This is a genomic window from Paenibacillus sp. GCM10027628, from assembly GCF_042676385.1.
GTDB lineage: Bacteria > Bacillota > Bacilli > Paenibacillales > NBRC-103111 > Paenibacillus_E.
In genome coordinates this window covers 1-23,863 of the sequence record NZ_JBHTHA010000081.1, presented here as the reverse complement: position 1 = coordinate 23,863, position 23,863 = coordinate 1, and the positions used below count along the sequence as shown (strand labels likewise).

The 23,863-nt window shown below is 49.4% G+C and carries 23 protein-coding genes and 1 pseudogene; 12 read left to right on the top strand and 12 right to left on the bottom strand.

Annotated features, from left to right (window positions below; all coding sequences use genetic code 11):
• Together ACFQZT_RS32855 and ACFQZT_RS32850 are read right to left on the bottom strand one after the other, a co-directional pair.
• The coding region (locus tag ACFQZT_RS32855; protein ID WP_379307287.1) for a hypothetical protein at positions 1-195 on the bottom strand (195 nt) is incomplete at its 3' end.
• Positions 196-242: 47 nt separating this feature from the next.
• Positions 243-995: a YwmB family TATA-box binding protein gene (locus ACFQZT_RS32850; RefSeq protein WP_379307285.1), complete on the bottom strand. Its 753-nt coding sequence runs from the start codon at positions 993-995 to the stop codon at positions 243-245.
• Positions 996-1,334: 339 nt separating this feature from the next.
• Between ACFQZT_RS32850 and ACFQZT_RS32845 the strand changes: the two genes are divergently transcribed.
• The 6 genes from ACFQZT_RS32845 to ACFQZT_RS32820 all read left to right on the top strand — a co-directional run bounded on the left by ACFQZT_RS32845 (position 1,335) and on the right by ACFQZT_RS32820 (position 6,373).
• Positions 1,335-2,078, top strand: coding sequence for an MBL fold metallo-hydrolase (locus tag ACFQZT_RS32845; RefSeq protein WP_379307283.1), 744 nt, complete (start codon positions 1,335-1,337; stop codon positions 2,076-2,078).
• A gap of 41 nt (positions 2,079-2,119) precedes the next feature.
• Entirely contained in the window at positions 2,120-2,722 is a 603-nt protein-coding gene (locus ACFQZT_RS32840) for a CGNR zinc finger domain-containing protein (RefSeq protein ID WP_379307281.1), read from the top strand.
• Positions 2,723-2,866: 144 nt separating this feature from the next.
• Entirely contained in the window at positions 2,867-3,205 is a 339-nt protein-coding gene (locus ACFQZT_RS32835; protein ID WP_379307279.1) for a YrdB family protein, read from the top strand.
• A gap of 112 nt (positions 3,206-3,317) precedes the next feature.
• The gene (locus ACFQZT_RS32830) at positions 3,318-4,052 is read left to right on the top strand and encodes a hypothetical protein (RefSeq protein ID WP_379307277.1); all 735 of its coding nucleotides are present in this window, start codon (positions 3,318-3,320) and stop codon (positions 4,050-4,052) included.
• 84 nt (positions 4,053-4,136) lie between these two features.
• The gene (locus ACFQZT_RS32825) at positions 4,137-4,826 is read left to right on the top strand and encodes a response regulator transcription factor (protein WP_379307275.1); all 690 of its coding nucleotides are present in this window, start codon (positions 4,137-4,139) and stop codon (positions 4,824-4,826) included.
• Positions 4,823-6,373 carry a sensor histidine kinase gene (locus tag ACFQZT_RS32820; RefSeq protein ID WP_379307273.1) on the top strand — a complete coding sequence of 517 codons (1,551 nt, stop codon included), beginning with the start codon at positions 4,823-4,825 and terminating at the stop codon, positions 6,371-6,373. The genes ACFQZT_RS32825 and ACFQZT_RS32820 overlap by 4 nt, the downstream gene beginning before the upstream one ends.
• A gap of 305 nt (positions 6,374-6,678) precedes the next feature.
• Here ACFQZT_RS32820 and ACFQZT_RS32815 read toward each other — a convergent pair whose 3' ends face one another.
• Positions 6,679-7,416: a ThuA domain-containing protein gene (locus tag ACFQZT_RS32815; RefSeq protein ID WP_379307271.1), complete on the bottom strand. Its 738-nt coding sequence runs from the start codon at positions 7,414-7,416 to the stop codon at positions 6,679-6,681.
• Positions 7,417-7,623: 207 nt separating this feature from the next.
• Between ACFQZT_RS32815 and ACFQZT_RS32810 the strand changes: the two genes are divergently transcribed.
• Positions 7,624-8,559: a helix-turn-helix domain-containing protein gene (locus tag ACFQZT_RS32810; protein WP_379307269.1), complete on the top strand. Its 936-nt coding sequence runs from the start codon at positions 7,624-7,626 to the stop codon at positions 8,557-8,559.
• Between the two features lie 676 nt (positions 8,560-9,235).
• Here ACFQZT_RS32810 and ACFQZT_RS32805 read toward each other — a convergent pair.
• The 3 genes from ACFQZT_RS32805 to ACFQZT_RS32795 are packed head-to-tail and all read right to left on the bottom strand — an operon-like array spanning position 9,236 to position 11,232.
• On the bottom strand, positions 9,236-10,054 hold the full coding sequence (locus ACFQZT_RS32805) for an SPL family radical SAM protein (RefSeq protein WP_379307291.1): 819 nt from the start codon (positions 10,052-10,054) through the stop codon (positions 9,236-9,238).
• A gap of 21 nt (positions 10,055-10,075) precedes the next feature.
• Positions 10,076-10,651, bottom strand: a complete 576-nt coding sequence (locus tag ACFQZT_RS32800) for a methylated-DNA--[protein]-cysteine S-methyltransferase (RefSeq protein ID WP_379307267.1) — start codon at positions 10,649-10,651, stop codon at positions 10,076-10,078.
• Positions 10,652-10,674: 23 nt separating this feature from the next.
• Positions 10,675-11,232, bottom strand: a complete 558-nt coding sequence (locus ACFQZT_RS32795; protein WP_379307265.1) for a bifunctional transcriptional activator/DNA repair enzyme AdaA — start codon at positions 11,230-11,232, stop codon at positions 10,675-10,677.
• 181 nt (positions 11,233-11,413) lie between these two features.
• On the opposite strand from ACFQZT_RS32795, the gene ACFQZT_RS32790 reads away from it, so the two are divergent.
• Complete coding sequence (locus tag ACFQZT_RS32790; RefSeq protein ID WP_379307264.1) at positions 11,414-12,364, top strand: DNA-3-methyladenine glycosylase family protein; 951 nt, start codon at positions 11,414-11,416, stop codon at positions 12,362-12,364.
• 259 nt (positions 12,365-12,623) lie between these two features.
• Here ACFQZT_RS32790 and ACFQZT_RS32785 read toward each other — a convergent pair whose 3' ends face one another.
• The 3 genes from ACFQZT_RS32785 to ACFQZT_RS32775 form a co-directional block, all read right to left on the bottom strand.
• Complete coding sequence (locus ACFQZT_RS32785) at positions 12,624-13,415, bottom strand: hypothetical protein (RefSeq protein WP_379307262.1); 792 nt, start codon at positions 13,413-13,415, stop codon at positions 12,624-12,626.
• 104 nt (positions 13,416-13,519) lie between these two features.
• The gene (locus ACFQZT_RS32780) at positions 13,520-14,749 is read right to left on the bottom strand and encodes a multidrug effflux MFS transporter (protein WP_379307260.1); all 1,230 of its coding nucleotides are present in this window, start codon (positions 14,747-14,749) and stop codon (positions 13,520-13,522) included.
• Positions 14,742-15,038 carry a YerC/YecD family TrpR-related protein gene (locus ACFQZT_RS32775; RefSeq protein ID WP_379307258.1) on the bottom strand — a complete coding sequence of 99 codons (297 nt, stop codon included), beginning with the start codon at positions 15,036-15,038 and terminating at the stop codon, positions 14,742-14,744. Before ACFQZT_RS32775 ends, ACFQZT_RS32780 begins: the two co-directional genes overlap by 8 nt.
• A 240-nt stretch (positions 15,039-15,278) precedes the next feature.
• On the opposite strand from ACFQZT_RS32775, the gene hppD reads away from it, so the two are divergent.
• The 4 genes from hppD to ACFQZT_RS32755 all read left to right on the top strand — a co-directional run bounded on the left by hppD (position 15,279) and on the right by ACFQZT_RS32755 (position 19,280).
• Entirely contained in the window at positions 15,279-16,391 is a 1,113-nt protein-coding gene (hppD, locus tag ACFQZT_RS32770; RefSeq protein WP_379307256.1) for a 4-hydroxyphenylpyruvate dioxygenase, read from the top strand.
• A gap of 15 nt (positions 16,392-16,406) precedes the next feature.
• Complete coding sequence (locus ACFQZT_RS32765; RefSeq protein ID WP_379307254.1) at positions 16,407-17,018, top strand: flavin reductase family protein; 612 nt, start codon at positions 16,407-16,409, stop codon at positions 17,016-17,018.
• Positions 17,019-17,061: 43 nt separating this feature from the next.
• Positions 17,062-17,997, top strand: a complete 936-nt coding sequence (locus tag ACFQZT_RS32760) for a fumarylacetoacetate hydrolase family protein (RefSeq protein ID WP_379307252.1) — start codon at positions 17,062-17,064, stop codon at positions 17,995-17,997.
• Positions 17,998-18,173: 176 nt separating this feature from the next.
• Positions 18,174-19,280 (top strand): homogentisate 1,2-dioxygenase, encoded by a 1,107-nt coding sequence (locus ACFQZT_RS32755; protein ID WP_379307289.1) that lies wholly within the window; start codon positions 18,174-18,176, stop codon positions 19,278-19,280.
• A 321-nt stretch (positions 19,281-19,601) separates the two neighbouring features.
• Here the strand turns inward: ACFQZT_RS32755 and ACFQZT_RS32750 are convergent, their stop codons facing one another.
• From ACFQZT_RS32750 to ACFQZT_RS32740, 3 genes and pseudogenes are all read right to left on the bottom strand, one after another.
• Complete coding sequence (locus ACFQZT_RS32750) at positions 19,602-21,794, bottom strand: alpha-galactosidase (protein ID WP_379307250.1); 2,193 nt, start codon at positions 21,792-21,794, stop codon at positions 19,602-19,604.
• Positions 21,795-21,824: 30 nt separating this feature from the next.
• Positions 21,825-22,375: pseudogene (locus ACFQZT_RS32745) on the bottom strand (ABC transporter permease family protein).
• A 187-nt stretch (positions 22,376-22,562) separates the two neighbouring features.
• Positions 22,563-23,585, bottom strand: a complete 1,023-nt coding sequence (locus tag ACFQZT_RS32740; protein ID WP_379307248.1) for a LacI family DNA-binding transcriptional regulator — start codon at positions 23,583-23,585, stop codon at positions 22,563-22,565.
• Positions 23,586-23,863: the final 278 nt, after the last annotated feature.

Here is a 23,863-nt window from a genome sequence, read left to right as displayed (position 1 = left end):
CGCTCTCGCGACCGGAGTTACAATGTACCACAGTTTCGACATCAATTGCAAGCACTTTTTTCTTGCCATTTTTTGTCGTCTTACTGTCGAGTTCACATCGTAACATACGTTGCTGATTGAATGCAAATCGTATTTCTTAGCGATCTTGTACTCGTTCGGAACAACGAAAGATAATGTACCATGATCCGAAAACAATTTCAACCCTTTTGAAAATGTTCTATAATTCCAACTGTTTTGATTGTTCAATATTCAATTGTAATAATCGGAGTGCCCGCGGTTATGCGCCACATCCCTGTTGTTGATTCCTTATGAAAGGCAAGTTGCAGATTTACGGTTTGACTGCCGCTTCTAATAGAAGCCTTGAATTGGTCAGTAGCAATGGACACACTTACCGTATTGGTATCGGTATAGCTTTCCACAATTTTGCCTCTATATACTTGCATAATAGAATCCACTAATTTATTGATGCTTTTTGAATCGGGCAGCGTTTCCGAAGTTACATAGCCTTGCACCATGACATTCCATTCACCTTTAATTCCTAAATCAGCAAGCTGCTTTCCCTTTTCTTCTTGCCATTGGATCAATTCGGCCACATCCGAACCCTGAGTAGCATTCGTTCGCAATACCATATAGCAAGCAGATTGTCCCTGCGGACTTGCAACAGTTAATGTTACGTTCGTATCTGTCGCAACCTCTGCTTTTTCATTATATATAGGATGTGAGTTAGTTACGCTCAATGCTATAGCCTGAGGAAGTCCAAATGATTGGGAAAGACTCTTTCCAACTTGCAAAAGCTTGTCCTCAGTTCCATCGCACGTGCCATAATATCCTGTATATTTCAAAGTGATCTGATATTCACTCGACATGTAAGGCTTGATACTAGTTAAAAGTCGCGGCGCATCTTGCTCGCCCCGTGCATCGACATGACGAACCCATCCAAATATAATACTTGCAATGGAAATCCAAATTATCGATAAGAGCCAGAACTTTTGCATAAAAAATCGCACCTCTTCACTAGAATCTATCAACTCTAGTAAAAGAATGCCCAAATCTAGCAACATTTAAACCGAGCAGTGAGTTATACTCCATCTCCAGGAAAATTGTAATGAGAATGAAACATAGATTTTACACGGATTTAATGAAACAAGCCTATAATAAAACTCGACCCCCTTTAAAATATGATTTGAATTAAGACCCATAGCCCCTGTGCTGTGGGTCTCTTTGTTTTTATAACCTTTAAAAACTTATTTACAAGTTATACCATATGACTTATAATCATTTTATAACCATCAATATTGATTTTAAAGGTTATAAATAAGAGAGGGATGATATCCATGAACATTCAAAAGCTGCCTTGGGCTGGTATTCGCGTACAATTCGAAACGACTAGCATCGCCATCGATCCGCTGTTTCATTTTCCCAGCAAGTTTGGTGAGCCGCATGAACCGATGTTGCCGCTAAGTGATTTTGGCTCCGTCGATGCCGTGCTGATTACTCACCATCATGGAGATCACTTTGATCCAGAGGCTATCGCGATGTTCTATGGTTCGGATATCCCCGTGTTTATGCCTTTGGAATCACTAGAGATTGCGGGTAGCGGAAAATTAACAAACGTTCGAGGCATCGTCCTTGGCGAATCGGTCCAAGTGGGGGCTCTTACGGCTACGGCAACCTACTCTGTTGATGGTATGGGGGATCCTCAAGTTGCTTGGATCGTGCAGGGCGGAGACAAAAAAATGATCCATTGCGGCGACACTCTCTGGCATGGCTACTGGTGGAAAATCGCTAAGACATATGGTCCTTTGGATGCGGTATGCCTCCCAGTCAACGGTGCGGTCCTCGAATTGCCAGGGATGACGCCTAGCGGACAACCAATTTCCATGAATCCTGAGCAAGCCGCATCTGCCGCGGTAATTCTCGGTGCAGCCGCCTGGATTCCGATCCACTATGGGGTTATTCATCATCCACCTATTTACCGCCAGACACCGGATCTATTTGAACGATTACATGCCGCTGCCGCTGCACAAGATCGAGTAAAACTGATATTGTTAAACACCAAGGAAAGCTTTACACTTTAAACATAATTCTCTATCCCATAAAAATCAGGAGCTGATCAACAATGGACGGTCCTCCTTTCCTTTTAGGCGGAAGTGCATGGTTGAACTTGGTCAATACCCGGTTCCGGCACAATAAGGAAGTACATGACGTTTTAGACGACCCTGAATCAGCCCTGCAATGGCTTCATATCAATCAGTTAATCCGTGGATCCGGGACCTTATTGGGTTCTAATACTGATGATGTCCTGCGTGAAGCTTGTGCAGAACTAAAGTCTTTTCGTGAAATCTGCGAGGAGATTCTTGCCGATCTAGAAAAGGACAACGAATTGTCCGCCTCTGTTTTGATGAAATTAAATGAACAAACGGAGAGCTTGTCCATACGGACTACAGCCGTACTTTCAGAAGGGAAGCTCACCCTTGCCTATGAGGGAATCAGCGATATTGATCATATGTTGTATTTGATCATTCGATCTATCGCCGATACGTTTGACGTCTACTCCCCCGATCGAATCCGCAAATGCGAGCACGAAGAATGTATCCTGCATTTCGTCGATACGTCCAAAAGTGGCAAAAGACGTTGGTGTAGGATGGAAGTTTGCGGAAACCGTCATAAAGCGGCCGAGTTTTACGCCAAGAAAAAGAAAACAAATACTCCGAACCTATGAAAAAAGCCTAATCATGCAGCGAAAATTGTAACTGCTTGAATAGGTTTTTTATTTTTTCCGGAAAAATGGGATTGCGCAAACTACATTAATTAGTTATTATACTAATATAATTAGTTTTTATATAAATCAAAGGAGTGTACATTTATGATAATAATGAAAATGGCCAACTTAGGGTTACGGTTTGTTTTGGAACTATGTATGTTAGCCGCTCTTGGTTATTGGGGATTTCACGTTGGCAAAGGTATGATCGTAAAGAGCGCATTAGGCATCGGCGCCCCATTGATCGCGGCGGTTCTCTGGGGCATGTTCGTCGCTCCTAAAGCTTCCATTGCCATTGCCGAGCCTTATCGCCTGCTTATCGAGCTCGTTATTTTCGCAAGTGCAACTGCTGCTCTTTATGTATCCGGCAGGCAGTCACTGGCCGTTACATTTGCTTTGGTCTATTTGATCAATCGGGCATTGATCTTTATATGGAACCAGTAAACACATAATTTCCCATAATGTTACGACAGGATGTCCATAATCTTTCGGTACAGTAAGGATGTAAGGGATACACCTTCCCTAACTTACATAAATCGAAAGGAGTTTTTTAAACATGAAACCACAATGGAAACGCCGTTTAAAACAAACTAGCCTGTTAGCCGCCATGCTCACTATGTCCATTGGCAGTGCAGGAGGTGCATCTGCAGCCGAAAGCAATGCGAATCTAGAAGCGCAGATCACTTCAACGATTGCACAACCAGCCGTCAAGTTAACACCGGCAATCACCTTAGGTGTAGCGAGCTCGAATTTATTGCCTGCTTTGCAGAGGAATTATTTCAAACTGTTGGCGAGTACATACGCTCCCGAGACAGTCGATGCCTGGAAGCAAGCGCTGGATGAGCGGAAACAGCTCGAAAGTGAAATGCCCCACCCCCAATTCCCCAATAAGGTTGTAATTATGAAAAAGGCAGAGATCGACAAGAGCGTCGATTCCGGCTCTGAGACTAGTACAACAGAACGCAGAATGTACCGTATCGTACTGCCAAAGCCCGGAACTCAAATCGGTACGGATCAACAAATCGGTGAGGTTACCCAATCTGACGCAATTAAAGTTTCGGATGATATAATAAAAGCTGAACTACCCGAATCTTTCAAACGTCAACAAAAGTTAGCTGAAGCTGTGGAAACGGACGATGCAGCAACAATTCGGAGCTTACTGCCTGAGCTGCTGAAGGACTACAAAAACGAAACCGAAGCTCTTCGTAAAGCAGTCAAAGATTTAAAAGACGAAGCTGCAAAGCAACCGGCACAACCAGCAGAATCAACATCACCTGCGGCTGAGCAATAAAATTCACAGGTGGAGCCCATTCGCAAAAAAAACGCGGATCGCTCCGCCTTTTCCCTATCGCAGGTCAAACAGGAGGAAAGCTTCATGTATCGGATTTACTTAGTGGAAGATGAGGAGCATCTTCGCGGCGTTCTCGCTGCTTATTTGGAAAAAGAGGGGTGGCAAGTGCGTTCGTTTCCCGATGGAACCTCGGCACAGACTGCGATTACGGAGCGGCCGGACTTGTGGGTCCTCGACATTATGCTCCCCGGGGTGGACGGCTACCAGTTGATGCGCGAGATCAAGGCAGATCGGCCTGCGCAGCCGGTTATTTTCATTTCCGCACGCGATGCCGACATCGATCGCATCATTGGGCTGGAGCTTGGCAGCGACGATTATTTGGCCAAGCCTTTTTTGCCGCGCGAGCTTGTCATACGGGCACGCAAACTACTAGATCGCGTATATGGCGGCGCTTCTGCAATTGCCACTTTCCAAGAACGTCGCACCAAACTGTCCGCAGCCCCCTACCTCATCGATGAACAAGCTCGAATCGTTACGGATGGCGGTGGAGAAAAGCTGGAGTTAACGAGCAAAGAATTCGAGCTGCTTGTTTTTTTGGTCAACCATCATGGACAAATCCTGGAGCGTGAACAAGTACTTGCTGCTGTTTGGGGCATGGATTATTACGGATCGGACCGCGTTGTCGACGACCTGGTGCGCAGGCTTCGCCGCAAGTTGCCCGAACTGCGATTAGAAACCGTATATGGTTTCGGATACAGGATGGTGAAAGCATGAGGAACCGGATCGGACATTGGCCGCTTGCGCTCAAACTATGGGGCGCTTTTGCCGCTTTGACTTTGTTTATATTTGCGCTGCTGGCTGTTCTGCTGCCTTGGACGCTGAAAGGCTTTTTTACAGAGCAGATCTATGATATCTTGCTGGATACGCAAAGCGGACTTCAAGTGGAAGATAGTTCGCTAGCCGTTCCGTCCCTCCGCATAACGATGCCTGTTTCCCCCACTTCAATGTCTAGTGCATTAATATCGACGCCTGCGAAGCGTATCAGTGTCATTTCCAAAGATATGATCATGGGAACGGTTCCCGATCCTGCCAATCTGTCGCCCATGTCCATTACAACCCGGATCAGCGCGCCGGAAGGGCCTGCGATTCAACATTTTATGATTAGCGGCACTGCGCAATCCGCAACAACCGTATCGGCTGCGCAAATTAGCGAACCTTTCGTACAGGCTATGGAGCAGGATGCTTTTACGCAGGCGGTTCCACTAAAGAAGTATACACGCAGTATCGAAAACAAAAGCATCTTCTATGTCATCCGTAAAGAAGTCGTACAGAACGAGCCGAACTATATCGTTTCCTATGCCTGGGGCAATTATCGCAATGATCTTGTTAAGACGATGTTTTTAAGACTTATGCTGCTCATGGTTGGGCTGATCGTAGTGAGCTGGCTCCCGTGTCTGGGTCTGGCGCGTTATTTTACCCGACCCCTTGTCCAGATGGAACGCCATGTAGGCAAGCTTGCCGAACGGGACTGGCACGAACCGCTAGAAACAGGTCGAAAAGACGAAATCGGTCGGTTAGCCAAAGCGATTGAATCGATGAGGCAGCGGTTGGTGCGGCAGGATCGCGCCCAGCAATTTTTCCTTCAGCACACGTCGCACGAGCTCAAAACACCGGTCATGGTTATTCGCAGTTATGCGCAATCCATACTGGACGGCGTATTTCCTAAAGGCAATTTGAGCGAAAGCGTCCATGTGATCATGAATGAAAGCGAGCGGCTTGAAAAACGAATTCGCGATTTGCTGCTGCTCAATAAGCTGAACTATTTGACTTCCCGGGAGAAGCCGTTTGTACCATTTGACTTGAATACGGTCATCGAGGATGCCGTAGAAAGATTGCGATATCGACGGCCAGAGATTGGATGGGAGATGGAGCTGTCGCCTCATATCCAGCTAAAAGGCGATGCTGAGCAGTGGAAAGTGGCGATGGAGAATTTGTTCGATAACCAGCTTCGCTATGCGACAAGTACAATTCGGATTTCCGCTAAGCCAAGTGAAACAGAAAGCTCTCTCCCTGTTTTGCGCATCAGCAATGACGGCCCTTTGCTGGATGAAACGATGGCTGAAAGCCTTTTTGAGCCGTTTCGTTCCGGCGGGGACGGTCAATTCGGACTTGGACTAGCCATCGTGAAGCAAATCGCGGAGCATCACGGGATGAATGTATGCGCCGTGAATGAGAGCGACGGCGTTGCCTTTTATCTGGAGCCGGCGGGAACCGTGCATGCCGAGGATCGGACTGAGGAACGGAAAGAAGCGATCGCCTAGCCGAACGAAAAAAGTGGTTGAACACGATAATCGATCTCGATCTATCGGTGTTCAACCACTTTTTATTTTGTAAGGCCTGTTTGGGCCTTACAGATATTTATCCAGACCACGAGGGATCAATAACGGTCAAAACGGGCTTTACAGCATAAGAAACCGTGCTCTAAGCTGGTGAAATCTAGCCGTTGCGGCCTTTTTGACCACTACAGGCCAGGTTTAGCAAAAGCGCCCGCTGTAACGCCCAAAACGGACTTTACAGAAATGCAATTTTTCCGGGTCACAAATTAACCATCGCTAGCTTTATAGGCCTAGGCCTTAACCTTCGCTTTAATCTCTTCCAGCGGCTTATGGTTGCCGTATTTCGGATATTCGCGTGTGGTTGGAGCTGCCCAATGTACAGCATTACTGATTACGCGGCGGACTTGCTCGTTGTAGTAGGTGCGGTACGTCTCGTGTCCTGGGCGGAAGTAGAAGATTTTGCCTTGTCCGCGGGTGAATGTGCAGCCGCTGCGGAAAACTTCGCCGCCTTCGAACCAGCTCACCATGATCAGTTCATCCGGCTGCGGAATGTCGAAGTGTTCGCCGTACATTTCTTCAGCTTCCAACTCGATAAATTCGCCGATGCCTTCCACGATCGGGTGACCCGGAGATACGACCCAGATGCGTTCTTTCTCGTCGGCTTCGCGCCATTTGAGGTCGCAAGACGTGCCCATCAGCTTCTTGAACACTTTGGAGAAGTGTCCGGAGTGCAGCACGATAAGACCCATGCCATGCAATACGCGTTGTTGAACGCGAGTCACGATTTCATCCTGCACCTCGTCGTGCGCTTTATGCCCCCACCAGATGAGTACATCGGTATTATTCAATACCTCTTCGGTTAAACCGTGCTCAGCGTCATCCAATGTCGCGTAAGTAACGTCTACGGCAGCGCTCAATCCTTCACCGATTGCTGTGTGGATACCTTGCGGATAAGCAGCGCGGACAATTTCGCTTTCTTTTTCATGACGGAACTCATTCCATACGGTAACTCTAAGCTTCTGACTCATATTATTTCCCTCCATGATAACGTATTCGTTCATACTTTCGAGTATAGTTACTCCCTATCCGAAAATAAATGCATGATCCTGCCCACTTCTTATTCAAAAGTGTCCTTCCAATCTCAAGAGTGGTATACTAAATCTTAATAAGTCTTACTCAATTGCAGATATCGCTTATTCAAAAATGTCCTTTCCGTTAGCGAGGTAAACGCTTCTATGGATCAGATACACAATTTATCCGCAGAAATGGTTAATGAAGAAGTAATTTATCAAAATCCGCTGCTTTTTTTGAAAATATGGGAGATCAGTATCGACAGCCCCACATGCGGCATTCATGATCCCTGGTATTGGCATTATCATAAGCAAGTCGAGTTTCTCGCGGTGATTGAGGGCCGCCTTGGCATTCAAACCAAGGATGAATACACCGTAATGGAACCCGGCGATGTCATGGTTCTAGGCTCCTCCCAGCCTCACCGCACCCATAAGCACTCGATCGAACCGCTTCGGCAGATTGTGTTCCAAATTGATTTGACGCAGCATTTTGACCTGGGGACGATGTCTTATCTACATTGCTTCTCGGAACTGACCCATCCGCTCGAGCAATTTAATGAGCTGTTTCGCGGCAACGAGTCGGTCAAACGAGCTGCTTACGACCTGATCATGGACATCTACGAGGAGTCCCAAACGCGGAAGTTAGGGTACGAGCTGGCAATTAGTGCAGCAATCAAGAGCTTGCTTCTGCTCATGTTGCGCAACGACAACCGCGATTTATCGGCATTAACCGAAGAAAACGGGCTATCCCGGCTGCGTCCGGCATTAGATTACGTAGATCTTCACCTCAGCGACAAAATTGCGGTCGAGGATGTGTGCAGCAAACTGAACCTGAGCTATCACTATTTCATCAAATATTTCAAAAAAGTGATGGGCCTGTCCTTCGTCGATTACGTGAATTACAAGCGCATCAAAAAAGCCGAGCGCCTCCTTCTGACCGGAGACCTCAGCATTATGGAAGTAAGCTTTGAAGTGGGCATCCTGAACATGGCACAGTTCTACAAGCTATTCAAGCGCCACAACCAGTGCTCACCCAAGGAGTTCAAGCAGCGCATGCGGAGTCAGACAAGCTTGAAGCCGGTGCTTGCACAGGCGGATTGACTAACGAATGGGTTCGGGGGCAGGGAAGGTTGGGCAAGGGTTGGTGAGCCTGGAAAGTAAGTGAGCAGGCTGGATATTGGTAGGCGGCGTGAAGCAAGGTAGATGGGCGCGAGGTAGTTGGGAACGAGGTAGTTGGGAAGACCAGGCAAGTGCTGGTGAGCGAGAAAAGGCAAGCATTGCGTAGCAAGGCTTTCATAACCGCGAGAACCTCATTCGAGGTGTTTCAAAGATGAGAGTCTTAAACAATCCATTTCGCAAACTTTAACATTGTTTTTAGTGTTAAAGTCTCCGCGGTAAGGACGAATGCTGGTTTAACACTGTTTTTCAGCGTTAACCGGGGGAAAGATCGCTGAATGGTCGCATATACGGGAGTTAAGCATGTTTTTCAGCGTTAAAGTCTCTGGGGTACGGACGAATGCTGGTTTAACGCTGATTTTCAGCGTTAAACCGGGGTAAGATCGCTGAATGGTCGCGTATACGGGAGTTAAGCATGTTTTTCAGCGTTAAAGTCTCTGCGGCACGGACGAATGCTGGTTTAACACTGTTTTTCAGCGTTAAAACCTGGGTAAGATCGCTGAATGATGCGTGTACGGGGTAACGCTCATGATACCCCGCATAAAACTCAAAGGCGCTCCGGATGGGATAGTCCGGAGCGCCATCGCATAATCGTGGGCCATCAAGGCAAGAACCCTTGCTGGCTCACGAGCACCCTCTCCTGCGGAAAATGCCGCAGGAGCTGTTCGCGCATGCGCAAGTACGCCTCCCGACTGTACCAGTCGGTCAGCCCGAGCGCGTCATAGATCGAGCGCACGCCGATGCGTTCCGTGCGCTTGCCCTTGCTGCCATCGCCCATGAAATAATCGTCGATGCACACCCGATCCACGATGCCGGCCAGCCGCTCGGCGAACTGCTCCGAGCAGGGCAGCACGGGCGCAATCGTGGCCTGCACCGGGATGCCGCGAGCGGTAAGCTCGCGCAGGGCCCGAAGCCGCGCCGGTATCGGCGGCGCGCTCGGGGTGAACGCCCGGCGGACGTCCTCGCGGTCCGTCTCCACCGTCATGCTGACTCGCACCTGCGGTCCGAGCAGCTCAAGCAGATCCATATCGCGCGTCACAAGCGGACTGCGCGTCTGAACGAACAAAAAGTCAGGCGGATGCACCGCCATGACTTCCAGAAGCGAGCGGGTAATCCGCTCCGCGTACTCCGCAGGTTGGTAAGGATCCGTGCTCGATGACATGAAGATGGTCACCGGCCCTTTGCGCTTCGCTTTGATCAGCTCACTCTCCAGCAGGGCAGCTGCATTTTCTTTCACATCTACCCAGCCGCCCCATGCCCCATCATGAAACAGCGCCACAGGCATCTGTCTCACATAGCAATAGGAGCACGCAAAGGCACAGCCTGTATAAGGATTTAACGTATGCGTGTAGCCTTGAAGAAAGCCGCTGGCCTTATTTAGGAGCTGTTTGGCTGACTTCCTCGTTATTTGTGGCTGCACGATATCCATCTCCTTCGACGCCTAGATTCGAGCCGTGCCCGGACGCTGACCGGCGTTGCTTTTTTCCAGCAACAACAAGCTTTCTTTATTTTGCAATCCGCCTCTATAACCCGTTAGTGAACCATTTTTCCCCAATACACGGTGACACGGAACGACAATGAGCACCGGGTTCGCACCGATAGCAGTACCTACTGCACGCACGGCTTTGATTTTGTCCAGCTTATGGGCAATTTGCGAATAATTGCTCGTATCGCCATGAGGAATATTTTGCAGCTCCTGCCAAACCGCCATTTGAAACGGCGTGCCTCTCATATCCAGGGGAAGCGTGAATATGGACCGCTGACCGTTCATATACTCCTTAACTTGTTCGGTGTAAGGCCGAAGAAACTCGTTATTTTCTATTAAATCATACTCAGGCGCATACGTTCGCGCCCATTTCAACAATTCTGACCATGACTCATCCTCCATATACTTGGCTGGAGCGCTGTTCATGAATTGTAAATAGCATAGTCCCCTGTCTGTTGCCGCTGTGAGCAAGTTCCACATATCTATATGGATAACAGCCCAATAAATATGAGAATGCGATTTGGTTTGCATCGTAGATCCCTCCTCGGTTATGGTTATCGTATCCGATCTGTTTGATGGTGTGCATGACGGAATTCCGTCGGTGTAAGACCGGTTTTCTTCAAAAATAACGTTGCGAAATGGGCCGCATTGGGTATCCCCACCTGTATCGCGATGGCATTCATCGCCAAGTCCGTTTCAAGCAGAAGACTCTTGGCGGCGGAGATTCGTATATGCTGGAGATACGTTAGCGGCGTAAATCCCTTCAAACGTTTGAACGTCCGCTGGAGATGATAGACACTTGCATAAAAATGATCGGCAAGAACCGCAAGCGTCAGCGGCTCTGCGAAATTCTCTTCGATATACTGTGCGATTTGCTGCACCCATTCTTCGTCAGGCAATCTCACACCGTCTGGCCGACACCTTTTGCAAGGCCGATAGCTGGCAGATAACGCCTCCTGTTTATTCGCGAAGATGCGAACATGCTCTTTGTTCGGCAGCTTGGATTTACACGAGGGCCGACAGAAGATCCCTGTCGTTTTCACCGCATAAAAAAACTTGCCGTCATACGTGGTATCATTTTCGACAATGGCTTTCCAATACTCGCCGTTCATGCTCTGATCCCCTTTCTTTCAAACCGTCATCTTTCCACACACTCAGTATACCCAAACCGGAACGCACTTGTAAGAGATCGGGAATGAGAAAGCAAGAATACGAAAGACCATTTCAGCCATAATGATTGAAGAAAAGCGTCTTTGAAACAGCAGTCGAAATAATAGAATAAGGAGACCAACCATGCAGCATCAAACCCCTTTCGACCCATCTACGATCCAATGGAACGAGCAAACGCGCTGCCTCACTTTGCAACTGCCCGAGCCCTTCAGCTATGAGCAAAATCTAGTCTATCTCTCTCGCTCCACCAACGAATGCCTATTCCATGTGGATAACTTAGACATCTATAAGCTGCTGCGGATTGTGGATAAAGACGTGCTAATTGCTGTCAACAGTGAGGATAACCAGTTGTTGCGTATTCGTTTTGTGAATATCGCCGAGCAAAATCCGGATTTTGCCTTGCTTGATGCTGTGGCCCGTTATGTGTGGGAGTGGTTCGATCTGGGCAGAGACCTGGCCCCATTCTATGAGCTCGCAGCGAACGATCGCCTACTGAGCCAAGTGACGCAGAACTTCTACGGACTGCGCCTTATGGGCATTCCGGATTTTTTCGAAGCGATGAGCTGGGGAATTATCGGACAGCAGATTAATCTTATTTTTGCTTATACGTTGAAAAGACGCCTTGTCGAAGCCTTCGGCACCCGGTTGGAATGGGAAGGTCAGACTTATTGGGCATTCCCTACACCCGAGCGGATTGCGGAGCTGACCCCGGATGCCTTGACGGCTTTGCAATTTACAGGAAAAAAAGCGGAATATTTAATTGGCGTTGCCCAATTGATTGCAAAAGGTACGCTTACGAAGGAGAAGTTACTTGCCCAGCATGACCTCCAGGCGATGGAAAAAGAATTAGTAAGCATTCGAGGCATCGGCCCTTGGACCGCTAACTATGTGCTGATGCGCTGTTTGCGCGATCCCGCAGCTTTCCCGATCGCCGACGTCGGACTCCATAATGCGCTCAAACATGCGATGGAGCTCACGGACAAGCCATCCATGGAAGCTATACGGCAGCTCGCTGTACATTGGGCAGGCTGGGAGGCTTATGCCACCTTTTATTTATGGAGGATCCTCTATTAATAGGCCCAGCTCGTTCTGGCAGGGAATTCCTTGTAGGCATTGACGATAATGGCGTCGTGTCTGCCATGGGAGGATTGAAGATTATCGCGGAAGGAAAACCAATACGGGGCTCAAAAGCTTTTCGAAAAGAACGAGTATGTCCAACAGGGCCCGGCGGTTATAGACGGTTTTAATGTTTTACTGTATGAAAAACTGCTTGCTTAAAAAAAGAGGTTGCCCTTCAGTCTGCATAGACTTGTCGGGACAACCTCTTTGCTTTTTATGGCGTTGTAGACGGTGCAGGTGTCGTCGTTGAGTTCGTATCCGCCTTCGCGCTCGGCTTTGAACCGCCTTGGTGCGCGCTGCCTTTGCGCTCAACGAATTTCTTCAATCCATCCGTCATGTTATCTTTCAATTGGGCGATCAGCTGATCTTCCGTAATACCCTTCTCTTGCGCAATCTCCGCGATGGATTTGCCCGCTTTTAGCTGTGTGGCCAACTCCTCTTTGGTGATGCCCAGAATCTTCGTTAATGCTTCGTTATTGCCCCATAGTCCCTGTGCCGGGAACCCCATCCGATGCTGCGGTTTTCTTTGGTTTTCACCAGCTTCATGCTTAGCCTCGACCATTTTTTTCAAACGGTCCGCCAAACCGGACTTCTGCTTATCCGCTTGAGCTTGTGTGATTTTGCCTGCGGCGAGCGCTTCATCGATCTTTTTGGTTTCGGCATCGGTCAGCTTCTGCAACAGCGCATCTTCCGTCAGGTTGGCTTTTTCCTGGGCAATTTGAGCGAGCGTTTTGCCTTGCTTAAGCTCATCCTTCAGAGTAGCTTGATCGATGCCCAGAATTGCCGCCAAATCCAAGCCGCCTTTACCAAATTCGAAGCTGCCTTTTTTGAAATCTTTTTCAAAGCCTTTGTGAACTTTATCTTTATGTACATCTGTAGTAGGTGCCGGTGTCGCTGTGCTCGTATCGTCAGCAAATGCCTGATTGTGCTGTAGAACGAATCCGCCACCGATCAGTAAACTCGCTGCCATGGCGCCTGTTAGAACTTTTTTGTGAATGGCCTTCATCGTGTAATTCCACCTTTATCGTTAATTTGTCTTTACACTGATTAGTATAGATATCATTTGTGAAAAAACTTTGAAGGCCAACTTAACGCCACATAAATGTTTCCTTAATCCGCTTTGCGACCGCGGGTCATCCGGGCGAAGCAGATAATGGCTCCAGTTTCCATCAAGGCAATGATGATACCGAGCGGGACGGCGGTTTGGCTGCCACCGAGGCCGACAAGCGGAGCAACAATGCCTCCCACGATAAATGAAAGCAATCCCAATAAAGCCGCTGCGCTGCCCGCCGATTTTCCCTGACTTTGCAGGGCCAGCGATGATGTAGCCGTGGAGACGAGCCCCACACTGGATACGATGAAGAAAAAGGCCGGCAGGATCGCATAGAGACCGGCACCTGCAAGCGTAGCAGCTAGAAGCAGAAGCCCTCCGAAAGCGGCTGTGGCGAGACCCGTGACGAGAATGCGGCGCTCGCTCACTTTACCTGCCAGCCTTCCGGCGATTTGGCTCGCGACGATAATGCCAATGCCGTTAACGGCAAAGCAAACGCTGTACATCTGCGGCGATACACCGAAAATGTCCTGCAGCACGAACGGCGATCCGGAAATGTACGCGAACATCGCAGCGAAGACAAGCCCTTGCGTTAGGGCATAGCCCATAAACATGCGGTCTGTAAGCAGACCTCGAAAAGTCCTCAGCGTATTGCCCAGTCCGCCTTTAAGGCGGCGCTGCACAGGCAGCGTCTCCTTGAGTCCGAGCGCCACGGCGATCAGCATGATGACGCCGATCAGACTTAACACGACGAATACGCTGTGCCAAGTCGTTACCTGTAAGATTTGTCCGCCTACGATAGGAGCTAGAATCGGAGCCGCGCCGTTCACCAGCATCAAGAGCGCGAAGAATTTAGTCAGCTCCACACCCGAATACAGGTCGCGGACGATCGCTCGTGAGATTACAATGCCCGCCGCGCCGGCGAGTCCTTGAATGAAGCGCAAGCCAAGGAACATCCAGATCGAGGACGAGAACACGCAGAGGATCGAGGACAACGCGTAGATGACGAGTCCGGTCAGCAGCGGCATTCGGCGTCCGCGTACATCGCTGATCGATCCGGCAATAAGCTGGCCGAGAGATAGGCCCAGCATGCAGGCGGTCAGACTCATCTGCGCCAGAGAGGTCGTGGTGTGCAGATCATGGGCAAGGACTGGCAGAGCCGGCAAGTACATGTCTAGCGAGAGCGGACCGAAAGCGGCCAGCGAGCCGAGAACCATCGCAATCCATAATCGGCGGGAACGGCTCAAGGATGCCCCTGCTTCAAAAGCAGCACTGTTAGAGTTATTCATAGCGCCCCACCCGATTCAGCATCTCCGTGTAGCTGCCGTTTCCGTGATAGAGGCATCGTTTTACTCGCGAAATAATGGCCGTACTTGCGCCGGTCTCCGCGTCGATTTCCAAATAGGTGCTGCCGCCCTGCAGCATTTTGGCGACTAGCAGCCGCTGGGACAGCGATTCAATTTCTTTGGCCGTGCATAAGTCTTCAAAGAACGCGAAGCACTCCTCGATATTTTGCAGTTTGAGAATCACTTCAAATAACTGCTTCGCGGCCGGATCGTTGCATGGTTTGAGCTGCATTCTTCTCATCTCCAGTCTGATTCTATTTCTTTTGACGCGAATCCTGGATATCCTCCCTCTCATCTGTAATTATTTAAGCATTTTGCGCTCTGGCAGTGTTGCGTTAAAGTATTCTCGCGGTTGCGCGCGTTTTTGCATAAATTTGGAAGCAAACATATACTGTAGCTGGATAAAATTTAACACCAACAAGGAGAGATTTTGAGCCCTGCCCAAAGATCCCTATTTTAGGAGTGAAGCCCGATGCAAAAACAAGCGATTCAAGCAACCGATTTGCCGGATATTTTCCCCATCCAAGATATTGACTATGTTGAATTTTATGTAGGAAACGCGAAACAAACGATGCATTTTTTCTCCAAATCTTTCGGATTCCGCCCTATTGCTTACGCAGGTTTGGAAACGGGAGATCGCGAGAAGGTTTCTTATGTGCTGGAACAAAATAAAGCTCGTTTCGTCATCACAGGTTCGCTTTCCGACCGCCATCCGATTGCTGATTTTATCAAGAAACATGGTGACGGGGTGAAAGATATAGCACTTCGGGTAGACGATGTTGAAAAGGCTTACAAAGGGGCGATTGAGCGTGGCGGCATCGGCATCATGGGTCCTGCGGAATTTTCCGATGAGCATGGCACTGTAAAAAAAGCAATTATCGGCACTTACGGCGATACCGTTCATACGCTTATAGAAAGAAACGCCTACAGCGGAGCATTTTTCCCGGGGTTCCGGGCTATCGAACTGAATATCCCGCACCAAGCGACTGGACTTATCAGCGTCGATCATGTCGTCGGCAATGTGGAGCATATGGAAGAATGGGTGTCTTATTATGAGAACGTCATGGGCTTTAAGCAGATGATCCATTTCGATGACGAAGATATTAGCACGGAGTATTCGGCGCTTATGTCCAAAGTCATGCACAATGGCGGCAGAATCAAATTCCCCATCAACGAGCCTGCTACAGGAAGACGCAAATCACAGATTCAGGAATACCTGGATTATTATAACGGCGCGGGCGTACAGCACATTGCGCTGCTGACTAACGATATCGTGACTACGGTCAAAGCGCTTCGCGAGAACGGTATCGATTTCTTGAATACGCCGGATGCGTATTATGAGATGCTGACCGATCGCGTCGGTGAAATTGACGAGGATATTGCCAAACTGAAGGAACTGAGTATTTTGGTGGATCGCGATGAAGAAGGCTATTTGCTGCAAATATTCACCAAACCAATCGTCGACAGACCGACGTTATTTTTTGAAATTATTCAGCGTAAGGGATCCCGAGGTTTCGGCGAAGGTAACTTTAAGGCATTGTTCGAGTCCATCGAACGCGAGCAAGAGCGCCGTGGCAATTTATGAAAGGAGAGGATTTCGTTGAAAATAGACCCCAGCGCATTAGCCTGGAAGGATGCTTACAAGCTGCTGACCGGTTCTGTCCTGCCTAGGCCAATCGCTTTCGTCTCCACGATCGATCCGGAAGGCAATGCGAATCTTGCTCCCTTCAGTTTCTTTACAGGCATTTGTGCCGATCCCCTGCTCATTTGTTTTGCCCCGATGGTTAGAGGAACGGATGGAGCGAAAAAAGATACGCTGAAGAATATCGAAGCGACTAAAGAGTTTGTCGTGAATATAGTCAGCGAACACATTGTCGTTCCGATGAATGAGTGCGCGACCGAATACCCTTCGAATGTGGATGAGTTTGAAGCGGCGGGACTGACCAAAGTGGCGAGCGAAATCGTGCGGCCGTACCGCGTCAGGGAAAGTCATGTGCATATGGAATGCGTGCTGCACGAGCTGTTGACGTTCGGCGATCAGCCGGGAGCTGGCAGTCTTGTCATTGGCCATGTCGTCATGATGCATGTAGCCGATGACTTGTACATGGACGGCAAAATCGACACAGATCAGTTGGATCCGATCGGGCGGTTAGCTGGGCAAATGTATACGAGGGCAAACTCGGATACGTTCGTGCTGGAACGCAAGCGGTAGACAGAGCGCCAAGGACGATAAGAACAGGAAGGCGGGGATAAGCATGAAGTTCGTCACGTTTCGCAATCAGAGAGGCGATGAACGCGCCGGTTGGATAAAGGATCGTTATGTCGTCGACATGCATGCTCTTAGCCGTGGCGGTCTGCCGGACAATATGCTCGCTTTTTTGCAAGGCGATTTCATAGACGAGGCGCTGCGATTGGATCAGATACTCGATACCGAAGGCGAGTTGTCTGCATACGGTGAAGCGATGTACGACTTGGACGGCGTATCTTTGTGTGCACCGATTCCGAAACCGCCGAGCGTCCGCGATTTTTACGCCTTCGAGGAGCATGTCAAGACGGCTCGGAGCAAACGAGGGCTCGATGTCGTGCCGGAGTGGTATGAATTCCCCGTTTTTTATTTTAGCAACTATCAAGCGATCATTGGACCTGGCTATGAAGTAGAGCGCCCGCGCAAGTGCAACCAGCTCGATTATGAACTGGAACTAGCGTGTATCATCGGTAAAATTGGCCGCAACATTTCCGTAGATGAGGCGGAGGATTACATCTTCGGTTATTGCATTATGAACGATTGGAGCGCCCGTGATATTCAGCTCGCAGAAGTGAAGGTCGGGCTTGGCCCGGCCAAGGGAAAAGATTTTGCGACGTCGCTCGGCCCTTATCTCGTCACCAAGGACGAATTGGAATGCTACCGCACAGATGCTGACCGCTTCGATCTGGTGATGACCGCTCGCGTGAACGGCAAGCTCCTGTCACAGGGTAATTTTCGCACCATTTATTACAGCTTTGCCGATATGATCGCCAGAGCCTCCGAAGATGCTACGTTATTTCCGGGGGACGTCATTGGTTCGGGAACGGTAGGTACAGGCTGCATTCTGGAGCTTGGAACGGAAGTTCACCGCTGGCTGGAGCCGGATGACGTAGTAGAACTGGAGATTACGGGTTTGGGCGTTCTGCGCAACAAAGTCCGCGAATGAAGGAAGGACAGAGTGTCGAGAAAGGGAAATGGAAATGGAAGGCTCAGCGACAACAGTGATCGGAGAAAATCTGCTGAAGCCTGTAATGGACCCTGCTTTCTCGGCAAACTCGAAGGAGGCTGTTTACCGTGACTTATTACCGCCAGTTGGGGGAAATACCCCGAAAAAGGCATACGATGTTCCGCAAAGGAGACGGTTCTCTATACCGCGAACAGGTGATGGGGACGAAAGGATTTTCGGGCAATCAATCCATTTTATATCACCATAATCCGCCTACGGCTGTCAGCAAAGCGGAAGTATATGCCCGCTGCAGCATCGAGTTCGAAGAACAAGGCGCTCTCCGTCATCGCCATCTGTTCACAAGCGACTGCACGGATCAAGGCGATGCCGTCTCCGGAAGGCGCTATATGCTCGGCAACGAGGATCTGTTGATCGCCATCGTTAACTGCACGGAAGCAATGACGTACCATTACCGCAACGGCGATGGCGACGAGCTGCTGTTCGTTCATGAAGGAACGGGTACGGTGGAGACGATGTTCGGAACGCTCTCCTACAAGCCCGGCGATTATATCGTCATCCCGATCAGCACGATTTACCGGGTTGTGCCCGATGAGGGAGCGTCCAAATTTTTAGTCGTGGAAACCGACAGCTGGATTATTACGCCCAAACGCTATCGGAACCAACATGGACAGCTGCTCGAGCACAGCCCTTATTGCGAAAGGGATATTCGCGGTCCGGAAACGCTTGTTACCCATGTGGAACAAGGAGAGTTCGAGGTCAGAACGAAATCGCGTGGATACTTGCATTCGCATATGCTCGGTCATCATCCGCTCGATGTAGTCGGCTGGGACGGGTTCTTGTACCCATGGATTTTCAATATTGCCGATTTCGAGCCCATTACAGGCCGGATCCACATGCCGCCGCCGATTCATCAAACGTTCGAGGGCAACAACTTCGTTATCTGCTCGTTCGTTCCGCGTATGTATGATTACCACCCGGAATCGATTCCTGCGCCTTATTACCATAGCAATGTAGACAGTGATGAGGTGCTTTATTACGTTAGAGGGAATTTCATGAGCCGTAAAGGGGTGAAGGAAGGCTCCATCACCTTGCATCCGGCAGGTATTCCGCACGGACCTCATCCCGGTAAAATCGAGGCCAGCATCGGGAAAAAGGAAACGCTCGAACTTGCGGTCATGATTGATACCTTCCGGCCGCTGCGTGTCGTAAAACAGGCTGGGGCCTACGAGGATAGTCAATATATGTACAGTTGGTTCACTTGAAGACTGGACCGCCAGGGTCTTCCCTGACGGTCCATTTGCGTGTAAACCCATCCATTTGCGACCTAGTTGGAAATTAGGTATGGCATCTCCCCAGTTCAAAACTGTAACGATGGAAAACATCGCTATTCACTCGTTTCGTATTTACTTTTACGTCTCTAACGCTGAATAACATCGTTCCAGGTTCGATCAGCGTCCCATATCGTCGAACCCGCTTAGAAAGTTGGACCACAGGTCCTCCCCTGAAACCTTATGCTTTCTATAAAATTGAGAAAAATCGCCTTTCGTCCAGCATAACGGGCCAGAGAAAGACGATTTTCTTTTCTATTTATGTGCGTTCAACTGGAACCAACAACTCGAATAATCCTGATGCTGGGCCTGCAGTTGCAAACCGATCTGCATCAGACGATCGCCGCCGAACGGACCTTCTACACCATTAACGGAGTAATTCATTTGCGGATCCAGCCCTTTCAATTTCAGGCGACTTAAAGGCGCATTCGGTACAGCCAACACTTGAAAATGGAACACGATCGCTTCCTTCCGATCCTCGGACACGAACATCCAGGACGTCTCGTTGCCTTGGAACGGGCTTTTCAGCCGGTACATATCTCCGGTCTGGACAAGCTTGCGAATGTCTTTGTACAGCACAACTTGCTGTTTTACAATCTCCTTCTCCTCGTCAGACATCTCCGTGAGGTCGAGCTCATAGCCGAAATTCCCGGACATCGCCACATCGCCCCGCGTCGTCAGCGGTGTATGGCGCCCGACTTGATGATTCGGCACAGCCGATACGTGCGCCCCCATTGAGCTGACCGGATATACGATGCTGGTTCCGTACTGGATTTTCAGCCGTTCCATTGCATCGGTATCGTCGCTCGTCCACGTCTGCGGCATGTAATAGAGCATGCCCGGATCGAATCTGCCGCCGCCGCCCGAACAGCTTTCAAACAAAATATGTGGAAACTCGGAAGTCAGGCGTTCCATAAGCTCATACAGCCCGAGCATGTAGCGGTGTGCCGTCTCCATTTGGCGCTCAGACGAACTTGCAGCCGAGCCGATTTCCGTCATGTTACGGTTCATATCCCATTTCACATAAGTAATCGGTGCGGAAGAGAAAACTGTACGGAGCGCCTGATAGATGTGCTCTCTGACGTCCGCTCTCGAAAAGTCCAGAATCAACTGACTGCGCCCCTCCGTACGCCTTCTTCCCGGTACATGCAGACACCAATCCGGATGCTGGCGGTAGAGATCGCTGTCCGGCGAAATCATCTCCGGTTCCACCCATAGACCGAACTGCAAACCAAGCTTATTCACCCGCTCCGCCAAATTCTCTAAGCCGCCGGGCAGCTTATTCTTGTCGACGACCCAATCGCCGAGAGAGCTCGTATCGCTGTCTCTTCGACCGAACCAGCCGTCATCCAGCACGAAAAGTTCGATGCCCAAATCGGCGGCGACAGCGGCAATGCTCTCGATTTTCTCCGCATTGAACTGAAAATAGGTCGCTTCCCAGTTGTTTACCAGAATCGGACGCTCTTGATCACGGTGTACGCCTCTGCACAAACGGGTACGATACAGCTTATGATACGTTCGCGACATCCCGCCGAGCCCTTCGGACGAGTAGACCATCACCACCTCCGGTGTCTGAAATACTTCACCCGGCTCAAGCAGCCAGGAAAAATCAAACGAGTTGATGCCGATGGACACCCGCGCCGTCGCGAATTGATCCACTTCCGCCTCCGCGAGAAAGCTGCCGCTGTACACCAGGCTGAAGCCGTAGACTTCGCCTTGGTCTTCATCCGTATTCGGGCGCAGCAGCGCGACGAACGGATTTTGCTGGTGGCTGCTGGAGCCTCTCCGGCTCTCGATGCGGGTTCCCCCGGGGCCAATCGGCCTGCGCTCGATATGGCGTTCGCGAACCCAAGCACCGGACAAGTGCAGCAGCTCGTAGTCCGCGTCGGGGAAATCGACGCTTGCGCTCAGCGCCCGGAGCAGGCGCAGCGGTTGTTCACCTTTATTTTCAAAGCGGACCGATCGCGCAACTGCATTAAAAAGGGCAAAAACCGTATATGAAAGAATGACGGACATTCCTGAATAGGCGTCGATAAGTTCTAACTCGAGCGTCTGTGCTTCCTCCGCACTCTCCGTATAGACAGCGGGCAGACCTTGAAGCGACGGCTTACCGCCCAGAATGCGGTGGCTTTTGTAAGTAAGCTCTGTAATGCGGCTTCCGTCCGCCAATTGGACTTGGTAAGCCGGATTCCTGAAGTCGCTGGTCCCATACTGCGGGTATTCCTGGGGCAGCGTATCCAGTGAAATCCGTTTATCCGTTACTACCGGATTCGGGCTAAAGGAGGATCTTTCCAACAGTGAAACGGTGCCGGAATAGTTCCCGTCCAGCCGAAGCTTTTTACCCCAATAGACGTGTACAGGATAGCCTTGAATCAATTGAATGATATAGCTCATATCGGCGGATTGCAGATGGAACAAACCCTCGGCCTCATGAAATTGAATGTTCATTATGATTCTCTCCCTCTTTCAGATCATTTTTTATTTTACTGCTCCGCGCAGCACTCCGCTTATGACCCATTTCTGCGCGAATAAGTAAATCAGCACCATTGACATTAACGCCATTAAATAGGAGGCAAAAGCAGTGCAAGGAGCGGAAAAATTACTTTCCAGAACGTCCCCCACACGGAGGCGCCGTCCATCGTAGCCGCTTCTTCCAGCTCGCCAGGGATGCTCAGCCCCGTATGATTGTTCATCCCCAGCTTGGAGGTTTCCTTCACAATCGGCAGCATGATGATCGGAAAAGGGACGAATAGCGCACTAACAAAATAATAATACAGCGCCTTGAAAAAGGTTTTATCCATATTTCTGGAAACCACATAGGCGACCAAGGAATTCGTCAACAGCGTCAACACGACCGTGCATACCGTCACGACCAGACTATTTTGGAAAGCGTGAAAAAAGTTCGTCATCCGGATCGCTTCCGAAAAGTTGCTCCAGTGCCATTCGGATGGCTACGCGAGCACGGAGGCGGCGATTTGCTGCGGGCTTTTGACTGCGATCATCACGGCCATATATAACGGAAACAGCACCGCCTATTCTTTACGCCCTAAAATATTAAAAGCCAACCCGTTCATATGGATAAACTAATGACGTTAACGATTATCGTCGTTAATATTGTGAATTTGAAAGTAAACCCGTAGGCTTGATACATGTTCTTATCGAGAAAGTACGATGGCTATCGCAAACATACGCATAACAGCCTAACATGGTCGCTTCTTAGCCGCCGCAGCTTTCGCGCACAACCAGACTCGTTCCGATCACCACATGCATCGGCACTTCCCGGCCTTCAAGTCGCTCCACAATAAGCTGCACAGCCGTTTTCCCGATTTGCTCGGGATACACCTTGACCGTAGTCAAAGGCGGGTTGACGTAAGCGGAAACATCTATATCGTCAAAACCGATGAGCGCCATTTCCTCTGGCACCTTGATGCCATGCTCATGGAGAGCCCGAAGAGCTCCAATGGCCATGGGATCGCTGGCGATGAAACAGGCTGACGGACGGCGTGGTTTGCTTAGCATTTGCTTCATCGCCTCGTAACCGCTTGCCGTCGTCCAATCACCGGTATGGACAAACTCAGGATCAAAATATTGTTTCTCTCGCATCATGCGCTCGAAGTGGTATCTCCTCGCATCCGCGACAACTTGCCCTTTCCTTTCGGGCGCGAGTTTGTATAGAAACTCCTGCCCTCCGATAAAACCAATCGAAGTGTGGCCCAACCTAAACAAGTGGTTCAGAACATCCTCAACCGCTTGCTCAAAATCCAATTTCACCGTATCATACTTGCGAATATCCAGTAAATGATTTACTAAAATAATCGAGTTGTTTTGGCCAAAAACACGCTCAATATCATCAAAATCAACGGAACCCACAATAATTAACCCGTCTAAATCTTGCAAAGAAAGATGCTCTGCACTGTTGCCGCGTATGACGCTTCCGATCGTGACCCCCAGCTCTTCACACCGCTTCTCGATCCCTCGACGAACCGAAGTAAAATACGGGTCCTCCTTCTCTTCATCCGGAGACATCCAGAGCAATAAGCCGATTTCCTTTGTCGATAAAACGTTTTCTTTTTTCAACCGCTTAATTCTGGTCGGCTTATATTGAATTTCTTCCGCAATGCTGAAGATTCGTTCCCGTGTCTCATCGCTGACCGAGAGCGTTGCGTCGTTGTTCAGAACGCGGGATACCGTCGCAGCGGACACCTTGGCTTGCTCGGCAATATCTTTTATAGTGGCCATGTCATCACTACCTATTTTAGTTAATAAATTTACTGAATAATTGAATTATAGCAGAGCAATTTTTCTTTTACAATCTCCAAATTGGGTGAAAGTTTCCGTAAGGCAGAACAAACTACCATGCGGGTGATTGAAAATAAGTACAGTCAGCAGATTAGAGAATGAAGGTCGCTATTAGAGCACCTGTTGGACGCAATTTCATTGGAGGAATGTTCCAGACGGGTAGCGTCAAGAAGTTTGTGTATTTAGGTCTGGGTATCCATCGGAACGATGGATACGAT

Bases quoted from the DNA above. Each gene is read 5' to 3' on its own strand.
- ACFQZT_RS32850 (WP_379307285.1), bottom strand. From the start codon at position 995: ATGCAAAAGTTCTGGCTCTTATCGATAATTTGGATTTCCATTGCAAGT.
- ACFQZT_RS32845 (WP_379307283.1), top strand. From the start codon at position 1,335: ATGAACATTCAAAAGCTGCCTTGGGCTGGTATTCGCGTACAATTCGAA.
- ACFQZT_RS32840 (WP_379307281.1), top strand. From the start codon at position 2,120: ATGGACGGTCCTCCTTTCCTTTTAGGCGGAAGTGCATGGTTGAACTTG.
- ACFQZT_RS32835 (WP_379307279.1), top strand. From the start codon at position 2,867: ATGATAATAATGAAAATGGCCAACTTAGGGTTACGGTTTGTTTTGGAA.
- ACFQZT_RS32830 (WP_379307277.1), top strand. From the start codon at position 3,318: ATGAAACCACAATGGAAACGCCGTTTAAAACAAACTAGCCTGTTAGCC.
- ACFQZT_RS32825 (WP_379307275.1), top strand. From the start codon at position 4,137: ATGTATCGGATTTACTTAGTGGAAGATGAGGAGCATCTTCGCGGCGTT.
- ACFQZT_RS32820 (WP_379307273.1), top strand. From the start codon at position 4,823: ATGAGGAACCGGATCGGACATTGGCCGCTTGCGCTCAAACTATGGGGC.
- ACFQZT_RS32815 (WP_379307271.1), bottom strand. From the start codon at position 7,416: ATGAGTCAGAAGCTTAGAGTTACCGTATGGAATGAGTTCCGTCATGAA.
- ACFQZT_RS32810 (WP_379307269.1), top strand. From the start codon at position 7,624: ATGGATCAGATACACAATTTATCCGCAGAAATGGTTAATGAAGAAGTA.
- ACFQZT_RS32800 (WP_379307267.1), bottom strand. From the start codon at position 10,651: ATGCAAACCAAATCGCATTCTCATATTTATTGGGCTGTTATCCATATA.
- ACFQZT_RS32795 (WP_379307265.1), bottom strand. From the start codon at position 11,232: ATGAACGGCGAGTATTGGAAAGCCATTGTCGAAAATGATACCACGTAT.
- ACFQZT_RS32790 (WP_379307264.1), top strand. From the start codon at position 11,414: ATGCAGCATCAAACCCCTTTCGACCCATCTACGATCCAATGGAACGAG.
- ACFQZT_RS32785 (WP_379307262.1), bottom strand. From the start codon at position 13,415: ATGAAGGCCATTCACAAAAAAGTTCTAACAGGCGCCATGGCAGCGAGT.
- ACFQZT_RS32780 (WP_379307260.1), bottom strand. From the start codon at position 14,749: ATGAATAACTCTAACAGTGCTGCTTTTGAAGCAGGGGCATCCTTGAGC.
- ACFQZT_RS32775 (WP_379307258.1), bottom strand. From the start codon at position 15,038: ATGCAGCTCAAACCATGCAACGATCCGGCCGCGAAGCAGTTATTTGAA.
- hppD (WP_379307256.1), top strand. From the start codon at position 15,279: ATGCAAAAACAAGCGATTCAAGCAACCGATTTGCCGGATATTTTCCCC.
- ACFQZT_RS32760 (WP_379307252.1), top strand. From the start codon at position 17,062: ATGAAGTTCGTCACGTTTCGCAATCAGAGAGGCGATGAACGCGCCGGT.
- ACFQZT_RS32755 (WP_379307289.1), top strand. From the start codon at position 18,174: ATGTTCCGCAAAGGAGACGGTTCTCTATACCGCGAACAGGTGATGGGG.
- ACFQZT_RS32750 (WP_379307250.1), bottom strand. From the start codon at position 21,794: ATGAACATTCAATTTCATGAGGCCGAGGGTTTGTTCCATCTGCAATCC.
- ACFQZT_RS32740 (WP_379307248.1), bottom strand. From the start codon at position 23,585: ATGGCCACTATAAAAGATATTGCCGAGCAAGCCAAGGTGTCCGCTGCG.